An 18,011-nucleotide genomic window follows, 5' to 3' on the forward strand; every position below is an offset into this window, starting at 1 on the left:
ATCGCCTGCCCGGTCGGCGCGCCCGCCGCCTCACTGTCCGGCGAGCGCGGGAATCTGCGGCTCGCCGCGGTGCGCGACCCACCACCGGACCACGCCGAGTCGATGCGGCGGGGCCGGGTGCGTGGCGAACCACCCGAACAGCACGGGTGACGGTTCCAGGTCACTGCGGTTCGTGACGGCCAGCCACCGGTGCACGCGCGCGTAGCCGGCGGGATCGCGGGTGAGGTCCAGAGCGTGGACATCCGCCCGCGCCTCCACCCGGCGGGACACCAGGTTGTGGATCGGCGCCGCCACGAGCGCGCCGACAGCCACGAGGGCGAGCACGAGCGCCACCGCGCGCGGGTCAGCGGCCGAGCGCACCCGGGCTCGACGGGTGAGCCACCGACTGTCGAGCAGATACCCGAGCACGACCACACCGGCCACCGCGGCGAGTGCGCCGAGCGCGGTCCCGCGCGCGACGTCGTGTCGGCGAGCATGGCCGAGCTCATGAGCGACGATCAACCGGATCTGCTCCGGCGTCGCCTGCTCGAGCAACGTGTCGTACAGCACCAGCCGCCAGGTCGGGCCGACACCGGACACGTAGGCGTTGACCCTGGTGGTCCGCCGCGACGCGTCCGCGACGAGCACCTCGGTGAGTTGGATTCCATCCCGTTCGGCGAGCTCGAGGAGAGACGACCGCAAGCCGCCGGGAGGCAACGGGGTGAACCGGTACTGAAGCGGCTCGACGACGACCGGATAGACGGCCGAGCCGACCGCCACGGCCAGACCAGCGAGGACGGCGGCGGGCACGCACCACCACCGCGGGAACCGTCGAGCCAGGCCCACGAGCGTGAGCAGGAGAGCGACCACGACCGCGCAGACGAGCGCGAACCCGGCGGCGAGGTCGCGGGCCCACGCCCCCCAGCCATGGGTCGACGCGTCCACGTGTCGCCGCGCCAGCTCCAACCAGACATCGAAGGGAAGGACCGCCAGCCGGACCACGACCAGCAGAGCGAGGGAGCCCAGTGCCACGCGCACCCACCACACCCGAACGCCGCGGGTGACGACGGCGCACAGCCGGCTGCCCCAGCCAGTGAGGCCGAGGAGCGCGAGGAGCACCGTCGACGCGACGGTTGTGAGGTAGGCCGGCGGCTGGATGAGGCGCTGGAGCCGCCTGCTGGCCTCGATCTCCGCAGGGGTGAAGTCCGCGGTCAGCGGAAGCCGCGGCACGGTCACCGCCGTGCCATCGTCGGACAGCCGCCACGGGGTGAGGAGGACGAGCGCCACACCGACGGTGAGCACCATGCCCATGGCCAGGCACGCGTGTGCCCGACGTCTCCCCCGTTGGTCCACCGCGCTCCCCCTCGCGGTTGGCGGCCTCTGGGAGGGTTATCCCCCGACGCTGACGTCCCGCACCCAGTCGCGCCAGGCCTCGACGAAGTCCTCCGGCGTGATACCCAAGACCTCGCGATAGGCCCGGCGCTCCTCCCTCTCCGTCGACGCGGAGTCCATCGCGCGGTAGAAGTCGACCAACGCCGCCTCGCCCCAACGCGAGGCGATGAACCGACAGGCGGTCCACGCCGCCTCGTAGGCCTCGTCGAGGTCCTCGGCCTGAGGGTCGAACTCCTCCTTCTGCGGAAGGTCACGCGGCGGTCCGGAGCGCCGGACCTTCGCCAGGAACTCTTGGGCGATCACGTCGGTCGACAAGCCCGAGTCGTGGAATCCCACGTAGTCGGCGAAGCCCTCGGACAGCCAGAGCGGCATGGCGCTCACCGTGGCACCGGCGGCAACGTGCGTGGTCTCGTGGGTGAGGACGACCAGACGTCCCAGCGAGCCGATCTTGTCGAAGGTATCGGGATTGAGGACGATGTGGGACGCCTCCGTGGGGTTCGCCCGCTCCACGGAGGTGGTGACGGCCGCCACCGCGCCCTGGGTCTCGGCGTCGACGCCGACCACCCGTTCCATCTGCTGCTGGGTCGCAGGAACGAGGACGACCACGTGCTGTGCCCAGTCCTGGCCCCAGATCTTGCTGACCCTTTCGACAGACCGATCGGCGGTCCGGGCGATGCGCTCCAAGCGGCTGCGCGGCGCCACACCGATGAGCAGGCTGTGGGTACCGCGCACGACAGTGACCTCGTCCTCCCACCACAGAGCGGTCGGGCCTGTCGGCTCCTGCCCCTCCCGGTCGGCGGCGACGTAGGTGACACCGTCGCGTTCGACGAACACCATGCGCAGCGTCGTGCGCCACGGTGCCGGGTCACCCTCGAGCTTGTAGGTGACGTCCACCTCCGCGACCCACGCGGTCGGTCCGAGGACGGCACGGCGGTCCGGGGTCAGCCCCACGGTATCCTCGACCGGCGCACCGAAGCGGTACTCCGTCACGCCCATTCGCACCAGGTTGTCGTAGGTGCGGGCGGCGCGCGCGGCGAAGTCCTTGGCGTGCGGATCGACCGTGCGAAGGTAGGCGGCGCGGTTCCGCTCGGTGAGTGCCCGAGCCTGGCGCGCGAGCAGAGCACGAGCGGCGTCGAAGCGTTCAGCGGCGGCTGGCACCGGGCCCGCGCGCTCGTCGCCACTGCCCCGCCGGCTCGGCGATCCCCCCTGCGTCGCCTGGTGGACTGACACCGCGGAGGGGAGCGCACGTCCGTCGGTTACCGCCTTCACGGTGCCCGCGACACCGACGACGAACAGCAGGCCGCAGGCGACCAGAAGGACGAGACGTCGGGGCGATCGGTCCGCCAATGCCGGACGCCGGACTCGGCGGTGAGAGCCCGGCGTCCTCGCGCGGTCAGTCACGCTGGCATCGTAGGGGCGGCCGGCCCCGGCTGGCGGCTACGTCGTGTCTTACGGTCTCGACCCGTCGCGTCCCGCCACCCCTCGCGGCGGCGCGACGATCAGCCCGGGCGACCCGCCCCCGCGTAGGGCATATACCGCATGGGGATGTACTCGACGACCTTCCCCGGGCGAGGCGCGTGGATGATCATGCCGTCGCCGGCGTAGATCCCGACGTGGTGCAGGTCGCTGTAGAAGAACACCAGGTCGCCAGGCCGAAGCTCCGACTGCGAGATCTTGCGTGAGACGGCGTACTGCTGGCGCGAGGAGTGCGGGAGGGACACCCCGGCCTGACGCCAGGCCATCATTGTCAGACCCGAGCAGTCCCACGCGTCCGGGCCGGCGGCGCCGAACACGTACGGCTCACCGAGCTGGGCACGGGCGAAGTTGAGCGCGATCGCTCCGCGACCGCTCCCTGGCGGGGGCGGTGGAAGCCGGTCGCCTCCTCCCCGGGACGAACGGTCACGCGCGCGCTCCCGTTCTTCCTGCTCCCGAAGTCGCCGCCGCTCCTCTTCGGTCAGCCGTTCGAGGAGCGCCTTCGCCTTGGCCGCCTTGCTCCGCGCCACCTTCATGCGCTTCTCGGCGGCCTCGCTCGCCCGGCGGTAGCGCTCCAGTTCCGCCTCGCGCATCGCCTTCTGCTCCGCGAGGCGCTTCTGCTCGGCCTGTAGCCGGCGCAAGAGGTCACCCTGTTGCCCGGCGAACGCCTTGGCCGAGGTCATCTGGGCCAAGAACTCGTCAGGATCGTCGGCGACGAGCAACCGCACCGTGGGATCCAGACCGCCGGAGCGATACTCGGCTGCGGCGTACTGGCCGATGGCCCCCCGAAGCTCAGCCAGTCTGGTTTCCTGCCGCTCGACGTCGGCGTCGAGGGTTTTCACACGCCGCTTGATGACGGCCATCTGGTCTTCGAGCTCGTTGGCTCGTTCGGCCATCAACTCGGCCTGATGGTAAAGACGGTCGACCTGCTTGCGAACCTCGTCGATGCTCGGGGTGGGATCGGCGTGACTTGAGCCGGGAAGACCAACGGCCACCGCCAGCGTGGCGGACCCCAGCGCGAGCAGAGCACGTCGCTTGCGACGGTTCGACACGGGCAGCTTCGCCCCTTCCTTCCAACAACGCCTACCGGGTGAGCTGACGGGTTCGGGCCGGAAGTCGCCCTACGAGAACGCCGGCTCCTGGTGGGCCGCCGACCCTCCCGATTCACCCCCGGGATGTGTTGCTGGGTCCCCGGCTCCTTGCCGGGCGTTGTGACCCGACAAGGATTAGGCGTGGCGTCCGCCCGCCGACCGGGTGGCCGACTAGCACAAGACGGACACCTGGGGCGGGACTTTAGTGACCATCTCGTAATCTTTCAAATCCCCCAGCCGGGTGTTCCCCGGCCGCTGATTACCGCGAGCTACCGCGCGAGAAGGCGGACGAGTTCCGAGGCCGGTCTCGGACGGGCCCCGAAACGGCGAACTCCCTCGGCGACCTCACGGTCGCTCGAGACCACCACCACCGGCCGTCCAGGCGGCTCCGCCGCGGCGATCTGCCGAATCACCTCGTCGGCGCTCACCCCCGCTGGGCTGAATCGGACGCGAACGCCTCTCGGCACCGAGAGCTGGGGTGGCGTCGTCACCTGTGCGCCGTCGAAGACACAGGTGACCTCCGCGCCGGTCTGCGCCACCACACCTCCCAGCGCGGTCACCAGCCGACTGCGCTGCGTCTCCAACGGCAGGGTCGGCCAGGCCGTCTTCGTCACGTTGTAGCCGTCCACGACGAGATGGACCTGTGGCAGCCCGAGCAGAAGCTCCAAAGACACGGCGTCCTCGGGCCTGGATACCGCCGGACCGGGGGCAGGCTCGGTCGCCTCCACGATGTCGGCTGGCCGCGACCGCACCGGCGGCAGCGCCAACTCACGGCGCAGCCCCTGTGCCGCATCCACCAGTGTGTCGAGCAGGAGCCGCAACCGGGCGCTCGCGACGTCACGACTCTCCCGCACTGCCCGGCGCGCCGACTCCAGCGCCATCTCGGCGTCAGCGAGCCGCGCCCGCAGCCGCCGAACCTCCGCCTCAGCGCGCGCGACGTCGGCGGCGGCCTTCTCCTGCACCTCCTCGAGGAGTCGAGCGTGCTGGGCGGCCGTTTCCTCTGCGCTGCGGGCTCGGTCTCGCGCCTGCCGGACAGTGCGGCGGAGCGTGGCGTTCTCCTCCTTCACCGCGGCGAGCTCCGCCTTGAGTCGCTCGCGTTCGTGGCGAGCGGCCTCCCGGACCGCCGCCAGCTGCTCACGGAGACGCGCGACAGTCTCCGCCTCCCGGTCACTGGCCTGCGCGGCGCTCTCCCGCTCGAGCTGCTCGAGGACGTCCTCAGCCACCGCGGTCCACCCCGGCGGCCGCAACAGATAGGCCGCCGCCACCACGTCGAACGGGTCCGCAGCCGCCGGTCGGCGTCCTTCCCGGATCGCCTCGGCGAGATCGGGCATGCCGCGTCGGAGCCGATCCGCCACACGGTGACGGAAGTTCGGGTCCCGATCCACGGCGACCGCGATCGGCGTCGCAGCCAGCCGGACCCGGCGCGCTGGAGCAAACCTCGCGAATGGACGCAGCCCAGCCGGAAGCTCCGCCACCTCGAGCTCGTCGATCGCGCCCGAGGCGAGAGCCACGATCCGTTGCCGAACCTGGTCCGGCAACGGCCGGGAGAGGACGTCTTCGCCCGTCTCCTCCGATCCGGCTGCTTCGCTGCTCACCTTTCGAGCGTAATTGGACGCCCGCCACGCCCATGCCGCGCCTCAATCCCGCGATGAAGGAGAAGACAAAACGTCACCGGATGAGAATGCGCCGTGACACATCGCGACATGACGCCCAGGCGCGACCAGAAACCCCGATCTCTGGCTACCCTTCCGCGCGTGAGCACCAAGAACCGCGCGAAGCTGCTCTACCAGGTCCAGTACGCCGCCCGAAACCCGGGCAAGATTCCGGGCTACCTGCGGCGACTCAGCCGCGACCTCATCCTTCGCGCCCGGTACCGCGATCACGTGAGCTACTACCGCGCGGTCATGAAGTCGGACGCCGCGAAAAGCCCTGAGGCCGCCGTCGGCAGCAAGTCCCACGAGCGTTGGCTCGCCCTCGGCCAGATGCAGTTCGACTACCTCATCGAGCACGGCCTCAAGCCCGGCGACCGCATGCTGGAGATCGGCTGCGGGAACCTCCGAGCCGGCCGGTTGTTCATCGACTACCTCGAACCGGGCCACTACTACGGGATCGACATCTCCCCCGACATTCTCCTGGCAGCGCAGGAGACCATCGTTCGGTACGGGCTGCAGGACAAGATGCCGTACCTCACGCCGGTCAGCGACCTGCGCTTCTCGTTCCTGCCCGACCACTACTTCACCGTCGTCCACGCGCACAGCGTCTTCTCTCACTCGCCGATCGAGGTCATCGACGAGTGCCTGGCACACGTCGGACGAGTGATGGCTCCCGACGGCTTCTTCGACTTCACCTTCGACCGCACCGAGGGCGAGGAGCACCACGTGCTGCGCGAGGACTTCTACTACCGGACCGAGACCCTCATCGCCCTCGCCGAGCGTCACGGGTTGCGGGCGCGCTTCATGGAGGACTGGGAGAAGCGTCCGCACGGCCAGTCCAAGATCCGCGTCACGCACCGCTAGCCAGCCGACCGCGACCCGCGTCGGCGTCCGAGCACGAGCGCGTCCTGCGTCGCGGTGTCGGTGGACACTCGTAACGTCCCGCCCATGACCGTCGAGGCGACGTTCGCGTCCCCACGTAGCGGCGGCCCACCCGTCGGTGTTCAGACCAGCTTCGACGAGCTCGGCACCCCGCTGCGCGAGGTCACCTTCTGTGTGGTCGACCTCGAGACCACCGGCGGCAACCCCGACAGCGCGGGTATCACCGAGATCGGAGCGGTCAAGGTCCGAGGAGGCGAGGTCCTCGGCGAGTTCCAGACGCTCGTCAACCCGGGCGCCGCGATCCCGCCGTTCATCGCGGTCCTCACCGGCATCACCGACGCGATGGTCGCGAGCGCACCCACGGTGAACGAGGTCCTTCCCACGTTCTTGGAGTTCGCGCGTGGGTGTGTGCTCGTGGCCCACAATGCTCCCTTCGACGTGGGTTTCCTGCGCGCCGCCGCCGACGCCGCCGGCTACCGTTGGCCGTCGTTCAACGTCATCGACACCGCCCGACTCGCCCGCCGGGTGCTCACCAGGGACGACGCCCCCAACTGCAAGCTCGCCACGCTCGCCGCCTACTTCAAGTCGCCGACCACCCCGACACACCGAGCCCTCGCCGACGCACGCGCGACCGTCGACGTGCTCCACGGCCTGCTGGAGCGCCTCGGATCACTCGGCGTCCACACGTTGGAGGAGCTGTCGACGTTCAGCTCCCGGGTCTCCCCCGCCCAGCGTCGCAAGCGCCACCTGGCCGACAAGCTCCCCCACGCACCCGGCATCTACCTGTTCACCGACGACCGCGGACGGGTCCTCTACGTCGGGAAGTCCAAGGACCTGCGCACGCGAGTGCGGAGCTACTTCACCGCGTCCGAGACCAGGTCCCGGATGGGCGAGATGCTCAACCTCGCCGCCGACGTCATCGGTATCGAGTGCGCCACGCCCCTCGAAGCCGAGGTTCGGGAGCTGCGGCTCATCGCGGCGCACAAGCCTCGTTACAACCGGCGATCTCGTTTTCCTGAGCGGGCGAGCTGGCTGAAGGTCACCGTCGAGCCCTTTCCTCGACTGTCCCTCGTTCGCGACGTGAAAGCCGACGGGGCCACCTACTTGGGTCCCTTCGGCTCCCGCCGAGTCGCCGAGCAAGCGATCGCAGCCCTCCACGAGGCGTTCCCTATTCGCCAATGCACCCAACGGCTGTCCCGCTCTCCAGGACGTGGTTCCGCGTGCGTCCTCGCGGAGATGGGCCGGTGCGTCGCGCCGTGTGTCGGCACCGTCGATGTCGCGGCGTACGCCGTGCATGTCGAGGCGGTGCGCCGCGCCATCACCACCGATCCCAGCCCTGTCATCGAGGCGATCACCCGTCGGATCCGGGTCTTGGCGGAGCAACAGCGCTACGAGGAGGCCATCGTGCACCGCGACCGGATGGCGGCCTTCGTGCGTTCGGCCGCGCGCACACAACGGCTGGCCGCTCTCGCTCGCTGTCCGGAGGTGGTGGCCGCACGACGTCTGCCCGACGGGGGATGGGAGGCGCACGTCATTCGGTACGGCCGGCTCGCCGGCGCCGGCGTGGTGCCTCCCGGGTCACCGGCACGCGCCGGCATCGCGGTCATCACCGCTTCCGCGGAGACCGTCGAACCGCCACCACCCCCTCGACCGGCCGCCACGGCTGAGGAAACCGAACGGATCCTCGCCTGGTTGGAGCAACCCGGCGTCCGTCTTGTGGAGCTGTCCGGCGAGTGGAGCTGTCCGGTCGCCGGAGCGGAGAGCCGGATCGCGTGGCTGGACACCGCCTACGACTGGCGTGAGGGGCACGTGGACGACTCGCGGGGACTGCGTCCCGGCCAGTCGCCGCTCCGCCCGTGACCCTGCCCACCCGCGTCTTGTCCGGCGCGGCGGCCAGGTGCGGACGGCCGGCCGGGATGTGGTACTCGTTGCGGAGGCAACTCAACGGGTCAAGGAGGCACAGTGATCACGGCGATCGTGTTCGTGCAAGCAGACGTGGCACGCATCCCCGAGGTGGCCCAGCAGATCGCCGAACTCGACGGTGTGAGCGAGGTCTACTCCGTGACCGGAGACATCGACCTCATCGCCATGGTGCGCGTGCGCGAGCACGAGGAGATCGCCACCGTGGTCGCCGACCGCCTCAACAAGGTCCCGGGTGTCCTGGCCACCGAGACCCACATCGCGTTCCGCGCCTACTCCCGGCATGACCTGGAGGCCGCTTTCAGCCTCGGCCTGGACGAGTCCTGAGGGGACGACGTCGAGCTGACCTCCACCTGATCAACACCGGCACACCACGCACTAGCCTGAGCGCATGCAGGACCAGGCGCCCGGCTGGTACAGCGATCCGTTCGGGCTACCGGAGACGTATCGCTGGTGGGACGGCCAGCAGTGGACGCGGTTCGTCACCACGGACTCGTCCGCACCACCGCCGGTCAAGGATGAGGAGAGGCAGAGCGGCACAGCGTCGCAGGCAGGTCCACCCGCGCCCGGAAACGCGGGGCCTCCGGCTCCGCCGCCGTCCACGGTCCCGCCCTCCCGGGGCCCGGCTGGGCCGCCAGGCCCGGGTGGGCCACCTCCGACGCCGCCGCACCCGCCGCCCGGTCCTGGCCCTCACCCGCCCATGTGGCCGGGTTCGGCGCAGCCCATGCCGCCTGGCGCACAGCCACCGCCGCCCGGTGCGCCCGGCCCGGGGTACCTGCCACCCCTTCTCCCACCGAGCGTCCCACCCGCTGGCGGCCTTCCGCCACGAGCGGAGGGGCTAAGCACGGAGGCACGCGTCACCTCCCCCACCGCTCGTCTCGCCGTGATCATCGGCGGCGTCGCGGCCTTCGTCCTGCTCGGAGTCGTCGGTTACGTCGCGGCCAGCTCCGGCGACGACGAGGACACCACGAGCGCGTCCGAGCCCGCTCCGGCAGCCAGCACGCGGGCGCCGGCGTCCCCGGAACCGACCACCAGCCCTTCGTCGCGTCCTGAGCCGGCCCCGAGCACGACGCCCGCAGAGCCCACGAGGCCGGACGACCTCCAGGCGGGACCGCACCTGATGTACAGCCTGTTGTCGTCGCCCTGGCGGCTCGACCCAGCGGCGACCAACGCGTTGAACGCCGTCGTCGCCCAGACAACGGTGACCGAGCCCAACTACCGGGACGGGCACGACTGGCTCGCGCTCGCCGCGGTCGGCCCGGCCAGCCCAGAGTTGTACGACCGGAACGACCTCGCCGCGAGCGCGCAGGAGATCGCGACGTGGTTCGCCGACAACAACTTCGTGGGCGCGGAGATCACCAGCGAGACGAGGTCCCGCACTCCCTTCGAGGTCGACGGCAGGAAGGCCTACCTGCTCGAGCAGCACTTGAGCTACCACATCGAGGGCCTGCGATCGACCGGCGAGACCGTGTACGTCGCGGTCGTGGACCTCGGCAACGGGCAGGGCGGCATGTTCATCGGATCCGTGCCCGACACGCACCCGCAGCTGGTCAAGGACGTGCAGGACGCGATCGAGTCACTCCACGTCATCGAGTGAGGCCAAGTCGGGCGACGCGGGGCACCCGCGGTCGCCCCGCGACGACGCGACACCCCCTGCCCGAGGCGCTACCTCGTGGCAGCGGCGAGCCAACGCTCGAGGACCGCGGCTGCCTGGCCCTCGTCCAGCGACTGGCGAGCCCGCTCGTACGCGGCGGCCAGACGCTCGGACAAGGAGGCGTCCGAGGGCTCGAAGACCGCCAGGGCGGCGGCGGCGTTGAGCAGCACCGCGTCCCGGACGGGCCCGGACTCGCCTGCCAGGAGGCGCCGACAAACCTCCACGTTGTGAGAAACGTCACCACCTCGGAGTTCCTCGGGGGTCGCACGCGGAATCCCGAGGTCGGCCGGGTCGAAGCGCTCCTCGGTGATCGTGCCGTCCCGCACCACCCAGATGCTCGACGTCGTGGTGGTGGTGAGCTCGTCGAGGCCGTCATCACCCCGGAACACCAGGGCGTCGACGCCACGCGCCGCGAAGACACCGGCCACCAGCGCGGCCAGCTTCCGGTCCGCCACACCGACCGCCTGCGCCTGGGGACGCGCCGGGTTACACATCGGCCCGAGGACGTTGAACGTGGTCGGGACACCGAGCTCACGCCGTGGCTGGGCTGCGTGACGCATCGCTGGGTGGAAGCGGGGCGCGAAGCAGAACGTGATACCCGTCTCACTCGCGATCTCGGCCACCCGGCTCGGCTCGAGATCGAGAGGCACGCCCAGGGCCTCGATCAGGTCGGCCGCACCGCAGCGTGACGACGCGGCCCGGTTGCCATGCTTGACGACCTGAGCGCCCGCGCCGGCCGCCACCAACGCCGCCATCGTCGAGATGTTGACCGTGTGGGCTCCGTCACCGCCCGTGCCCACGATGTCGACGGAGCGGCCTGGGACGTCGATCGTCGTGGCGTGCGCGTACATCGCCTCGACGAAACCCTCGACTTCCTGGACCGTCTCGCCCTTCATCCGCAAGGCGATCATGAAGCCGGCCACCTGCGCCGGCGTGGCGTCGCCCGACAGAATCTGACCCATCGCCCAGGACGCCTGCTCGCTCGTCAAGTCCGCACCCTTGAGCAGGTGGTTCAGCACGGACGGCCACGTCAAGGCCGGCTGGTCTGCCATCTCGGCCTCCAGGACAGCGACGGGGGCGACAGGAGAGAGATAAGAGAGATCGACGTAACGGAACGAGCTCAGCGCACTGCCGGCACCTGCTGCGAGAGTCGCCGCCGGGCCAGCTCGACCACCGCCTTGCAGACCGCGCGGGCGTCGAGCGGGTAGGGCACCGCGGCGTCCGCCCGGGACCACGTCGCCAGCCAGGCGTCCTGAACACGGCCTGTCAGAACGAGGATCGGCGGGCACTGGTAGATCTCGTCCTTCAGCTGCCGAGCCAGCCCCATCCCGCCAGCCGGCACCGCTTCGCCGTCGAGGACCGCCACGTCGATGCCGCCGGCGTCCATGGTCTTGAGCACGGCGTGATGCGTGGCGCACTCGACGAACTCCACTGGTGGCAGGTCGGTCTCAGGCCGCCTGCCTACCGCGAACTTCACCTTCTCCCGGGTGGTGCGGTCGTCGGAGTAGACCAGCACCCGCAGCTTCCGGGGGGACGCGGTGGCTTCAGTGCTCATCAGGTGACCTCGCGTGCCGGACTAGGCGGTGTGGCCGGGCGGTGTACTTCGTCCCACCCGTCAACGGCAGGTGACGGGCAGGCATTGGACACGATGCTACCGATGGGCCACCCGCACCCAACCGCCGGACCATGCCGTTCCGGTCCCACCCTGGCCCGACTCGTCGGCACAACCGCCATACGCGCCGCAACGGGGGTCCCACCCCATCGGCCACCCTCTGTCGACATAATGGCCAGCGTGGCGACAGCAGCAGCAGTAGAGCCGGTGGCACGCTTCCACGGCCACCCGAATCGCCCCTCGATGGTCAGCGTGGGGACGATCGTGTGGCTGGCAAGCGAACTCATGTTCTTCGCCGCTCTCTTCGCGGCGTACTTCACCATCCGGGCGGTGTCCCCGGAGCTATGGGCCCAGGAGACGGCGAAGCTCAATATCCCCTTCGCCGCCTTCAACACGACCGTGCTGGTGCTGTCGTCGGTGACGTGCCAGATGGGCGTGTTCGCCGCTGAGCGCGGCCAGGTCGGTCGGCAAGGCGGCCTGCTCAACGTGGCCCGTTGGGGACTGCGCGAGTGGTTCGTCCTCACCTACGTCATGGGCGCGTTCTTCATCGGCGGCCAGGCGTATGAGTATGCCGCGCTGATCTCCGAGGGCGTCACCTTGTCGTCATCGGCGTACGGCTCGGTGTTCTACCTCACGACCGGCTTCCACGGTCTCCACGTGACCGGCGGGCTCATCGCGTTCCTGCTGGTCCTCGGTCGTACGTTCGTGGCCCGACGGTTCACTCACGAGCAGGCCATCAGCGCGATCGTTGTGTCCTACTACTGGCACTTCGTCGACGTGGTCTGGATCGGGCTTTTCGCAAGTATCTACCTCATTCAGTAGGACGGAGCGCTCCGACGTGATCTTCGGGGTTCGGGGTCGTCCCCGGCGCAACAAGGACAGAGAGCGGGCGCAGGGTCGGTTGAGCCGAGTGCTGTCCGCCCACCGGCGGCACCGCTTCGCCGGTGGAGCGGTGCTGCTCGTCACCCTCGTGGGCTTCGGTGGCGTCTACGCGCTTGCCTCGCCGCCGTCCCAGGCGTCCGAGAAGGCCGCGCAGTCGACGCAGATCGAGGAAGGCCGCAAGCTCTTCGCGGTGAGCTGCTCCTCCTGCCACGGGCTCGACGCCCAGGGCACCGAGCGCGGTCCCAGCCTCATCGGTGTCGGCGCGGCTGCCGTCGACTTCCAGGTAGGCACCGGTCGGATGCCGGCGCAGAACCCGGCGGTGCAGGTGCCGAGGAAGCCGCCGGCGTTCGACGAGGAGGAGACCGCTGCGCTCGCCGCCTACGTCGCCTCCCTCGGGCCTGGCCCCGCGGTGCCATCCCGCGAGGACTACGACCCGGAGGGACTGACGGACGCGGAGATCGCCGAGGGCGGTGAGCTGTTCCGCACCAACTGCGCGAGCTGCCACAACGTCGTCGGCAAGGGCGGCGCCCTCACCTGGGGCCGCTACGCCCCCAACATCCAAGGCGTGAGCCCCAAGCACGTCTACGAGGCGATGCTGACCGGCCCGCAGAACATGCCGGTCTTCGCCGACTCGGTCCTCACCCCTGAGGACAAGCGCAAGGTGATCGGCTACCTGGATGCCGTGCAGTCCCAGCCCAAGCAGGGTGGCTTCACCCTCGGCAGCATGGGTCCGGTCACCGAGGGTCTCGCCGCTTGGCTGGGCGGCATCGGCGTCCTCGTCCTCATCGCCATCTGGATTGCCGCGAAGACCGCCAAAGGAAAGGGAGCGCAGGCGAGATGAGCAGCGAGTCCGGCCCCCACGGTGAGGTGGCCACCGCCACCGGCGCCGGCGACCCGATCCCGGACCCTGGGATCCCTCCGCACGAGCCCCGGCTGACCGACATCGACGAGCGCGCCGCCAGGCGAGCCGAACGTCAGGTCGCGACCTTCTTCGGGCTCGCGGCGCTCCTCCTGGTCGCTTTCGTCGTGCTCTACGTGGTCGTGCCGAAGAACGCGACGTTCCTCGGCTTCGGCGCCTCCCACATGGGCTTGGGGCTGACGCTCGGCCTGGCGCTCTTGTTCATCGGTGTCGGCGCCGTCCAGTGGGCGCGCAAGCTCATGGACGACCACGAGATCGTCGAGGAGCGTCACCCCTCCAGCTCGACCGAGGAGGATCGCCAGGAGACGATCGCGATCGTGCGGCAGGGCGCCCAGGAGAGCGGGATCGGTCGGCGCACCCTCATTCGCCGCACGCTCATCGCCGCGCTCGCCACGCTCGGCCTCCCAGTCGTGATCCTGCTTCGCGACCTGGGCCCGCTCCCGGGGAGCAGGCCGGCCCACACCGTCTGGCGGCGCGGAGTCCGGATCGTCAACGACGTCACGTTCAAGCCGCTTCGCCCGGAAGACATCTCCATGGGCATGCTCGTCAACGCCGTTCCGGAGAACATCCAAGAGCTTCCGGAAGGGCGCGAGCGGAACGCGGCCCGCGCCAAGGCGGCGGTGATCTTGGTCCGCATGCGCGAGGACGACATCCGCGCCCTGCCAAACCGCCGCAACTGGGGCGTCGACGGCATCCTGTGCTACTCGAAGATCTGCACGCACGTGGGATGCCCGGTCAACCTGTACGAGCAGCTGACACGCCAAGTGTTCTGCCCGTGCCACCAGTCGACGTTCGATCTCTCCGATAACGGGCGCGTCGTGTTCGGTCCTGCGGCCCGGTCACTCCCCCAGCTGCCCATCATGGTTGACTCGGAGGGGTACCTCGTGGCCCAGAGCGACTTCACTGAGCCCGTCGGTCCTAGCTATTGGGAGCGCGGATGAGTAGCGCCACACCAAAGGCGGTCACCCAGCCCTTGGAGTTCCTCGACGAACGACTGGGGTTGGCCAAGGCGCTCAAGAAGACTCTCCGGAAGGTCTTCCCTGACCACTGGTCGTTCCTTCTGGGTGAGATCGCCCTCTACAGCTTCATCATCCTCCTGCTGTCCGGCACATTCCTGACCTTGTGGTTCAAGCCGAGCATGCAGGAGGTGGTCTACGACGGCAGCTACGGTCCGCTGCGCGGCGTCCACATGTCCGAGGCGTTCGCCTCGACCTTGAACATCTCGTTCGACGTCCGTGGCGGGCTGCTCATGCGGCAGATCCACCACTGGTCGGCGATGCTCTTCGTCGGCGCGATGATGGTGCACATGCTCCGGGTGTTCTTCACCGGAGCGTTCCGCAAGCCGCGTGAGATCAACTGGCTGATCGGTGTCGTCCTGCTCAACCTCGGCCTCGTCGAGGGCTTCACGGGCTACTCCCTCCCCGACGACCTGCTCTCGGGTACCGGCCTGCGGTTCGTGGAGGGTCTGATCCGGTCGATCCCGGTGGTCGGCACCTACCTGTCGTTCTTCGTGTTCGGCGGTGAGTTCCCCGGCGACTCGATCATCCCGCGGCTGTACGGCATCCACATCCTGCTGATCCCCGGGCTGATCCTGGCGCTGATCGCCGCGCACATCGGGCTCGTCGTCTACCACAAGCACACGCAGTACCCGGGGCCGGGACGGACCAACAACAACGTGGTCGGCTACCCGCTCCTGCCGGTGTACATGGCCAAGGCCGGTGGCTTCTTCTTCATCGTCTTCGGCGTCACCGCTCTCATGGGCGCGCTGTTCCAGATCAACCCGGTCTGGGCGTACGGGCCCTACAACCCCACGATGGTCGGCGCGGGCACCCAGCCCGACTGGTACATGGGTTGGGTCGAGGGCGGTCTCCGGATCATGCCGAACTGGGAGACTCGGCTGTTCGGCTACACCGTCAGCTGGAACATCTTCCTCCCCGGCGTCGGTCTCCTCGGACTGCTCGCCGTCGTCCTCGCGCTCTACCCGTTCATCGAGCGGTGGGTGACCGGAGACACCCGCGAGCACCACGTGCTCGACCGGCCGCGGAACCAGCCGACCCGGACCGCGTTCGGCGTCGCCGGCATCACCTTCTACGGCCTGCTGTGGATCGGCGGCGGGAACGACATCATCGCGATCACGTTCAACCTGGCGATCAACGACGTGACCAACTTCCTGCGGGTCGCGGTGATCGTCGGGCCGATCATCGCCTTCCTGGTCACCAAGCGGATCTGCATCGGCCTCCAGCGCCGTGACCGGGAGTCGCTCCTCCACGGGATGGAGAGCGGTGTCATCACCCGCCTGCCTCATGGTGAGTACGTCGAGATCCACACACCGCTGCCGAAGGAGGAGGCCTACGTCCTCGCCTCGCACGAGCGGCAGACCCCGATCGAGATCGGTGAGGGTGTCGACGCCAACGGGGTCGAGATCCCCAAGCGGCGGAGCCTCAAGCTGCGAGCTCTGGCCTCGCGCTTCTACTTCGGTGACGTGGTGCAGAAGCCGACCAAGGGTGAGCTCGAGGCCGCGCACGCGCACGGCCGTGGTCACGGAGCGATCCACCACGACGGGGCTGACCGCACCAAGGAGGTCGGGGCTGGCACGCAGCAGCGTCAGTCCGACAGCTGACACGCTGCCGAGAGACGGCCAAGACGCCCGCCACCCACACGAGGACCTGGGTGGCGGGCGTCACCGCTTTCTGGGACAGCGGCCAACGCGAGGACCTCGCGAGATGACACGGAACTCGGTTCCGAGGTCAAGGCCGCACGGGAAGAGCCGCAGGCCTGGTGTGGCCGGGAAGGAGAATGCCACGGGCCTGGCGTTTCTTCGCCCCGTCCCTCCGATACCTGCCGAGGGAGTGGTGAACGCTGCCCTCATCGCTCCACCGTGAGGACCCGCGAACAGGCCATGCCCTCCCGACGTTCACGAGGATGGTTCGGCTGAACCATGGCACGGTCTTCACGGATCGCCGCGGGTCGGCACCACCCCTGTGGGGCGGTCACTCGCTTCGACCGCGCCCGTTCCGGAGGATATGGCCATGGAGGTCACCACTGGACGGTGACGAGGCCCATGGACGAAGAGGAAGCGGCGCACCCAACAGAGCGTGGCGACCGTCTCCAGACTTCTGGGAAGACGACGGAGGGCTGGCCCCTCCCCTCGCGGGAGATCGAGCCAGCCCTCGGGCACGGCGTGTCGCGATGGAGTCAGACCAGTGCGCTGCCGGCCGTCCACTCCTCCCAGGAGAAGTTCCAGTCGCCGTAGCCGTTGTTGGGCTCCATCGGGTTGCCGTCAGGGCTGTGGACTTCCACGGGGTCGCCCACGTGCGAGTTCTTCCACAGCCACTCGGAGTTCTCGGTGTTCATGCCGATGCAACCGTGGCTGACGTTCGCCCTGCCGTGTGACCCCACCGACCACCAAGCCGTGTGGATGAACTCCCCGCTCCAGGTGAGGCGGAGCGCCCACCGCGAGTGCAGTCGGTAGCTCTCCGGGGCCCCGATCTGCTCGTTGGTGAAGATGACGTTCTCCCTCTTCTCGAGAACGACCTTGACGCCGTCGCGGGTACGCCAACCCGCCTTGCCACCTGTCACCGGGATCGTTCGCGCCAGCTTGCCGTCGATGTAGACGTAGGCGTGGTGCTTGGCGAGGTCGACCTTGGTCACCACCGAGTTGGTGATACTGAAGTTTCGAACCTTGTCCTCGAGCCCCCACGCACCGGCACCCGAGGCGACACCGCGCAGGTTCGCTCGCACCGTGACCTTGGTGTGCGCCGGCCAGTAGGTCTTCGGCCGGAAGCGCACTTCCTCGTCGCTGAACCAGTGCCAAGCGCCCACGATCGGCTTCGACGTCTCGACCAGAAGCCGGCGCTCGACGGCGGCCTTGTTCTTGACCGGCTCCGAGAACTTCACCGAGATCGGCATGCCCACACCGACCGCGCTGCCTTCCGTGGGGGTGATCTCGGCCTCGAGCACTTTCCTGGGCTTGAGCGTGCTGAACGTCTTGTCGACCTTGGTCGGGTAGCCCTCTGCGTTGAGCGCCGTCGCCTGGACGCGATAGACCGTGTCTGGCGCCAAGGGCTGCGTCGAGGTCCACGTGGTGGCGCCCTTGCTCAAGGCGCCGTCGAGCCGCGTGCCGTCCGCTTGGGTGACCCGCACCTCGGTGAGCTTGCCGCCCGCAGCGGTCACCTTGACCGTGCTGTCCAGGCGTACGTTGGTGGTGTTGTCAGCCGGTTCGACCGTGACACGCGCCGGCGGCACGTTGTCAGCCACGGGTACGGCCGCCGCCTCGTTCTTCTTGGCATTGATGTTGGCCTCACGCGGCACGCCCTCTCTCGACTGGCAGCCGGCCACCAGCACGGCGGACAGCATGACAGCGAGAAGACCGACGGCACGCGCAATTGGAACCCGTCGCCCCCGTTGTCCCATGTCGGCTCCCCATCCCAAATCGCCGGTTCTGAGCGCAGAACCGCCAATTCCCCACAGAGTACGTCCTTAGAGAAAGACGCGCTCGACCCCTGGGAAGTTGCTTGCCGATCTGTGCAACAAAACAGTACCGAAGAGCGACGCC

15 protein-coding genes, 1 pseudogene and 1 riboswitch are annotated in these 18,011 nt (G+C 69.2%); of the genes and pseudogenes, 9 read left to right on the top strand and 7 right to left on the bottom strand.

What is annotated here, in order from left to right:
• Positions 1-30: 30 nt before the first annotated feature.
• The 4 genes from DFJ64_RS01250 to DFJ64_RS01265 form a co-directional block, all read right to left on the bottom strand.
• On the bottom strand, positions 31-1,332 hold the full coding sequence (locus tag DFJ64_RS01250; protein ID WP_211310454.1) for a M48 family metalloprotease: 1,302 nt from the start codon (positions 1,330-1,332) through the stop codon (positions 31-33).
• Positions 1,333-1,368: 36 nt separating this feature from the next.
• The gene (locus tag DFJ64_RS01255) at positions 1,369-2,772 is read right to left on the bottom strand and encodes a hypothetical protein (protein ID WP_147304557.1); all 1,404 of its coding nucleotides are present in this window, start codon (positions 2,770-2,772) and stop codon (positions 1,369-1,371) included.
• Positions 2,773-2,870: 98 nt separating this feature from the next.
• The gene (locus DFJ64_RS01260; RefSeq protein ID WP_115848770.1) at positions 2,871-3,896 is read right to left on the bottom strand and encodes a C40 family peptidase; all 1,026 of its coding nucleotides are present in this window, start codon (positions 3,894-3,896) and stop codon (positions 2,871-2,873) included.
• Positions 3,897-3,909: 13 nt separating this feature from the next.
• Positions 3,910-4,087, bottom strand: a riboswitch (cyclic di-AMP (ydaO/yuaA leader).
• A gap of 117 nt (positions 4,088-4,204) precedes the next feature.
• Positions 4,205-5,530: an NYN domain-containing protein gene (locus DFJ64_RS01265; protein WP_115848771.1), complete on the bottom strand. Its 1,326-nt coding sequence runs from the start codon at positions 5,528-5,530 to the stop codon at positions 4,205-4,207.
• Positions 5,531-5,689: 159 nt separating this feature from the next.
• Here DFJ64_RS01265 and DFJ64_RS01270 point away from each other — a divergent pair, with 159 nt between their 5' ends.
• From DFJ64_RS01270 to DFJ64_RS19790, 5 genes and pseudogenes are all read left to right on the top strand, one after another.
• A complete protein-coding gene (locus DFJ64_RS01270) occupies positions 5,690-6,451 on the top strand; it encodes a class I SAM-dependent methyltransferase (RefSeq protein WP_211310455.1) in 762 nt (253 codons plus the stop codon).
• Positions 6,452-6,535: 84 nt separating this feature from the next.
• Positions 6,536-8,329, top strand: a complete 1,794-nt coding sequence (locus DFJ64_RS01275; RefSeq protein ID WP_115848773.1) for a DEDD exonuclease domain-containing protein — start codon at positions 6,536-6,538, stop codon at positions 8,327-8,329.
• A 102-nt stretch (positions 8,330-8,431) separates the two neighbouring features.
• Positions 8,432-8,716: an Lrp/AsnC family transcriptional regulator gene (locus DFJ64_RS01280; RefSeq protein ID WP_115848774.1), complete on the top strand. Its 285-nt coding sequence runs from the start codon at positions 8,432-8,434 to the stop codon at positions 8,714-8,716.
• 64 nt (positions 8,717-8,780) lie between these two features.
• Positions 8,781-8,885, top strand: a pseudogene (locus DFJ64_RS20175) (DUF2510 domain-containing protein); the annotation flags it as partial.
• Positions 8,886-9,272: 387 nt separating this feature from the next.
• Positions 9,273-9,986 carry an RAD23 family protein gene (locus tag DFJ64_RS19790; RefSeq protein ID WP_245941348.1) on the top strand — a complete coding sequence of 238 codons (714 nt, stop codon included), beginning with the start codon at positions 9,273-9,275 and terminating at the stop codon, positions 9,984-9,986.
• Between the two features lie 68 nt (positions 9,987-10,054).
• On the opposite strand, the gene trpD is transcribed toward DFJ64_RS19790, so the two are convergent.
• Positions 10,055-11,095, bottom strand: a complete 1,041-nt coding sequence (gene trpD / locus DFJ64_RS01290) for an anthranilate phosphoribosyltransferase (protein WP_115848776.1) — start codon at positions 11,093-11,095, stop codon at positions 10,055-10,057.
• A gap of 68 nt (positions 11,096-11,163) precedes the next feature.
• Positions 11,164-11,598 carry a hypothetical protein gene (locus DFJ64_RS01295; RefSeq protein WP_115848777.1) on the bottom strand — a complete coding sequence of 145 codons (435 nt, stop codon included), beginning with the start codon at positions 11,596-11,598 and terminating at the stop codon, positions 11,164-11,166.
• A gap of 228 nt (positions 11,599-11,826) precedes the next feature.
• On the opposite strand from DFJ64_RS01295, the gene ctaE reads away from it, so the two are divergent.
• From ctaE to qcrB, 4 genes are all read left to right on the top strand, one after another.
• A complete protein-coding gene (gene ctaE / locus DFJ64_RS01300; protein ID WP_115848778.1) occupies positions 11,827-12,477 on the top strand; it encodes an aa3-type cytochrome oxidase subunit III in 651 nt (216 codons plus the stop codon).
• Between the two features lie 79 nt (positions 12,478-12,556).
• Positions 12,557-13,378 carry a cytochrome bc1 complex diheme cytochrome c subunit gene (gene qcrC / locus DFJ64_RS01305; RefSeq protein ID WP_425452207.1) on the top strand — a complete coding sequence of 274 codons (822 nt, stop codon included), beginning with the start codon at positions 12,557-12,559 and terminating at the stop codon, positions 13,376-13,378.
• Positions 13,375-14,397: a cytochrome bc1 complex Rieske iron-sulfur subunit gene (qcrA, locus tag DFJ64_RS01310; RefSeq protein WP_115848779.1), complete on the top strand. Its 1,023-nt coding sequence runs from the start codon at positions 13,375-13,377 to the stop codon at positions 14,395-14,397. The genes qcrC and qcrA overlap by 4 nt, the downstream gene beginning before the upstream one ends.
• A complete protein-coding gene (qcrB, locus tag DFJ64_RS01315; RefSeq protein ID WP_115848780.1) occupies positions 14,394-16,076 on the top strand; it encodes a cytochrome bc1 complex cytochrome b subunit in 1,683 nt (560 codons plus the stop codon). The genes qcrA and qcrB overlap by 4 nt, the downstream gene beginning before the upstream one ends.
• Positions 16,077-16,651: 575 nt before the next feature.
• Here the strand turns inward: qcrB and DFJ64_RS01320 are convergent.
• A complete protein-coding gene (locus tag DFJ64_RS01320; RefSeq protein ID WP_245940888.1) occupies positions 16,652-17,869 on the bottom strand; it encodes a L,D-transpeptidase in 1,218 nt (405 codons plus the stop codon).
• Positions 17,870-18,011: the final 142 nt, after the last annotated feature.

Source organism: Thermasporomyces composti, from assembly GCF_003386795.1.
Lineage (GTDB): Bacteria > Actinomycetota > Actinomycetes > Propionibacteriales > Actinopolymorphaceae > Thermasporomyces > Thermasporomyces composti.

Bases quoted from the DNA above. Each gene is read 5' to 3' on its own strand.
- DFJ64_RS01275 (WP_115848773.1), top strand. From the start codon at position 6,536: ATGACCGTCGAGGCGACGTTCGCGTCCCCACGTAGCGGCGGCCCACCC.
- trpD (WP_115848776.1), bottom strand. From the start codon at position 11,095: ATGGCAGACCAGCCGGCCTTGACGTGGCCGTCCGTGCTGAACCACCTG.
- DFJ64_RS01295 (WP_115848777.1), bottom strand. From the start codon at position 11,598: ATGAGCACTGAAGCCACCGCGTCCCCCCGGAAGCTGCGGGTGCTGGTC.
- ctaE (WP_115848778.1), top strand. From the start codon at position 11,827: ATGGCCAGCGTGGCGACAGCAGCAGCAGTAGAGCCGGTGGCACGCTTC.
- qcrA (WP_115848779.1), top strand. From the start codon at position 13,375: ATGAGCAGCGAGTCCGGCCCCCACGGTGAGGTGGCCACCGCCACCGGC.
- qcrB (WP_115848780.1), top strand. From the start codon at position 14,394: ATGAGTAGCGCCACACCAAAGGCGGTCACCCAGCCCTTGGAGTTCCTC.
- DFJ64_RS01320 (WP_245940888.1), bottom strand. From the start codon at position 17,869: ATGGGACAACGGGGGCGACGGGTTCCAATTGCGCGTGCCGTCGGTCTT.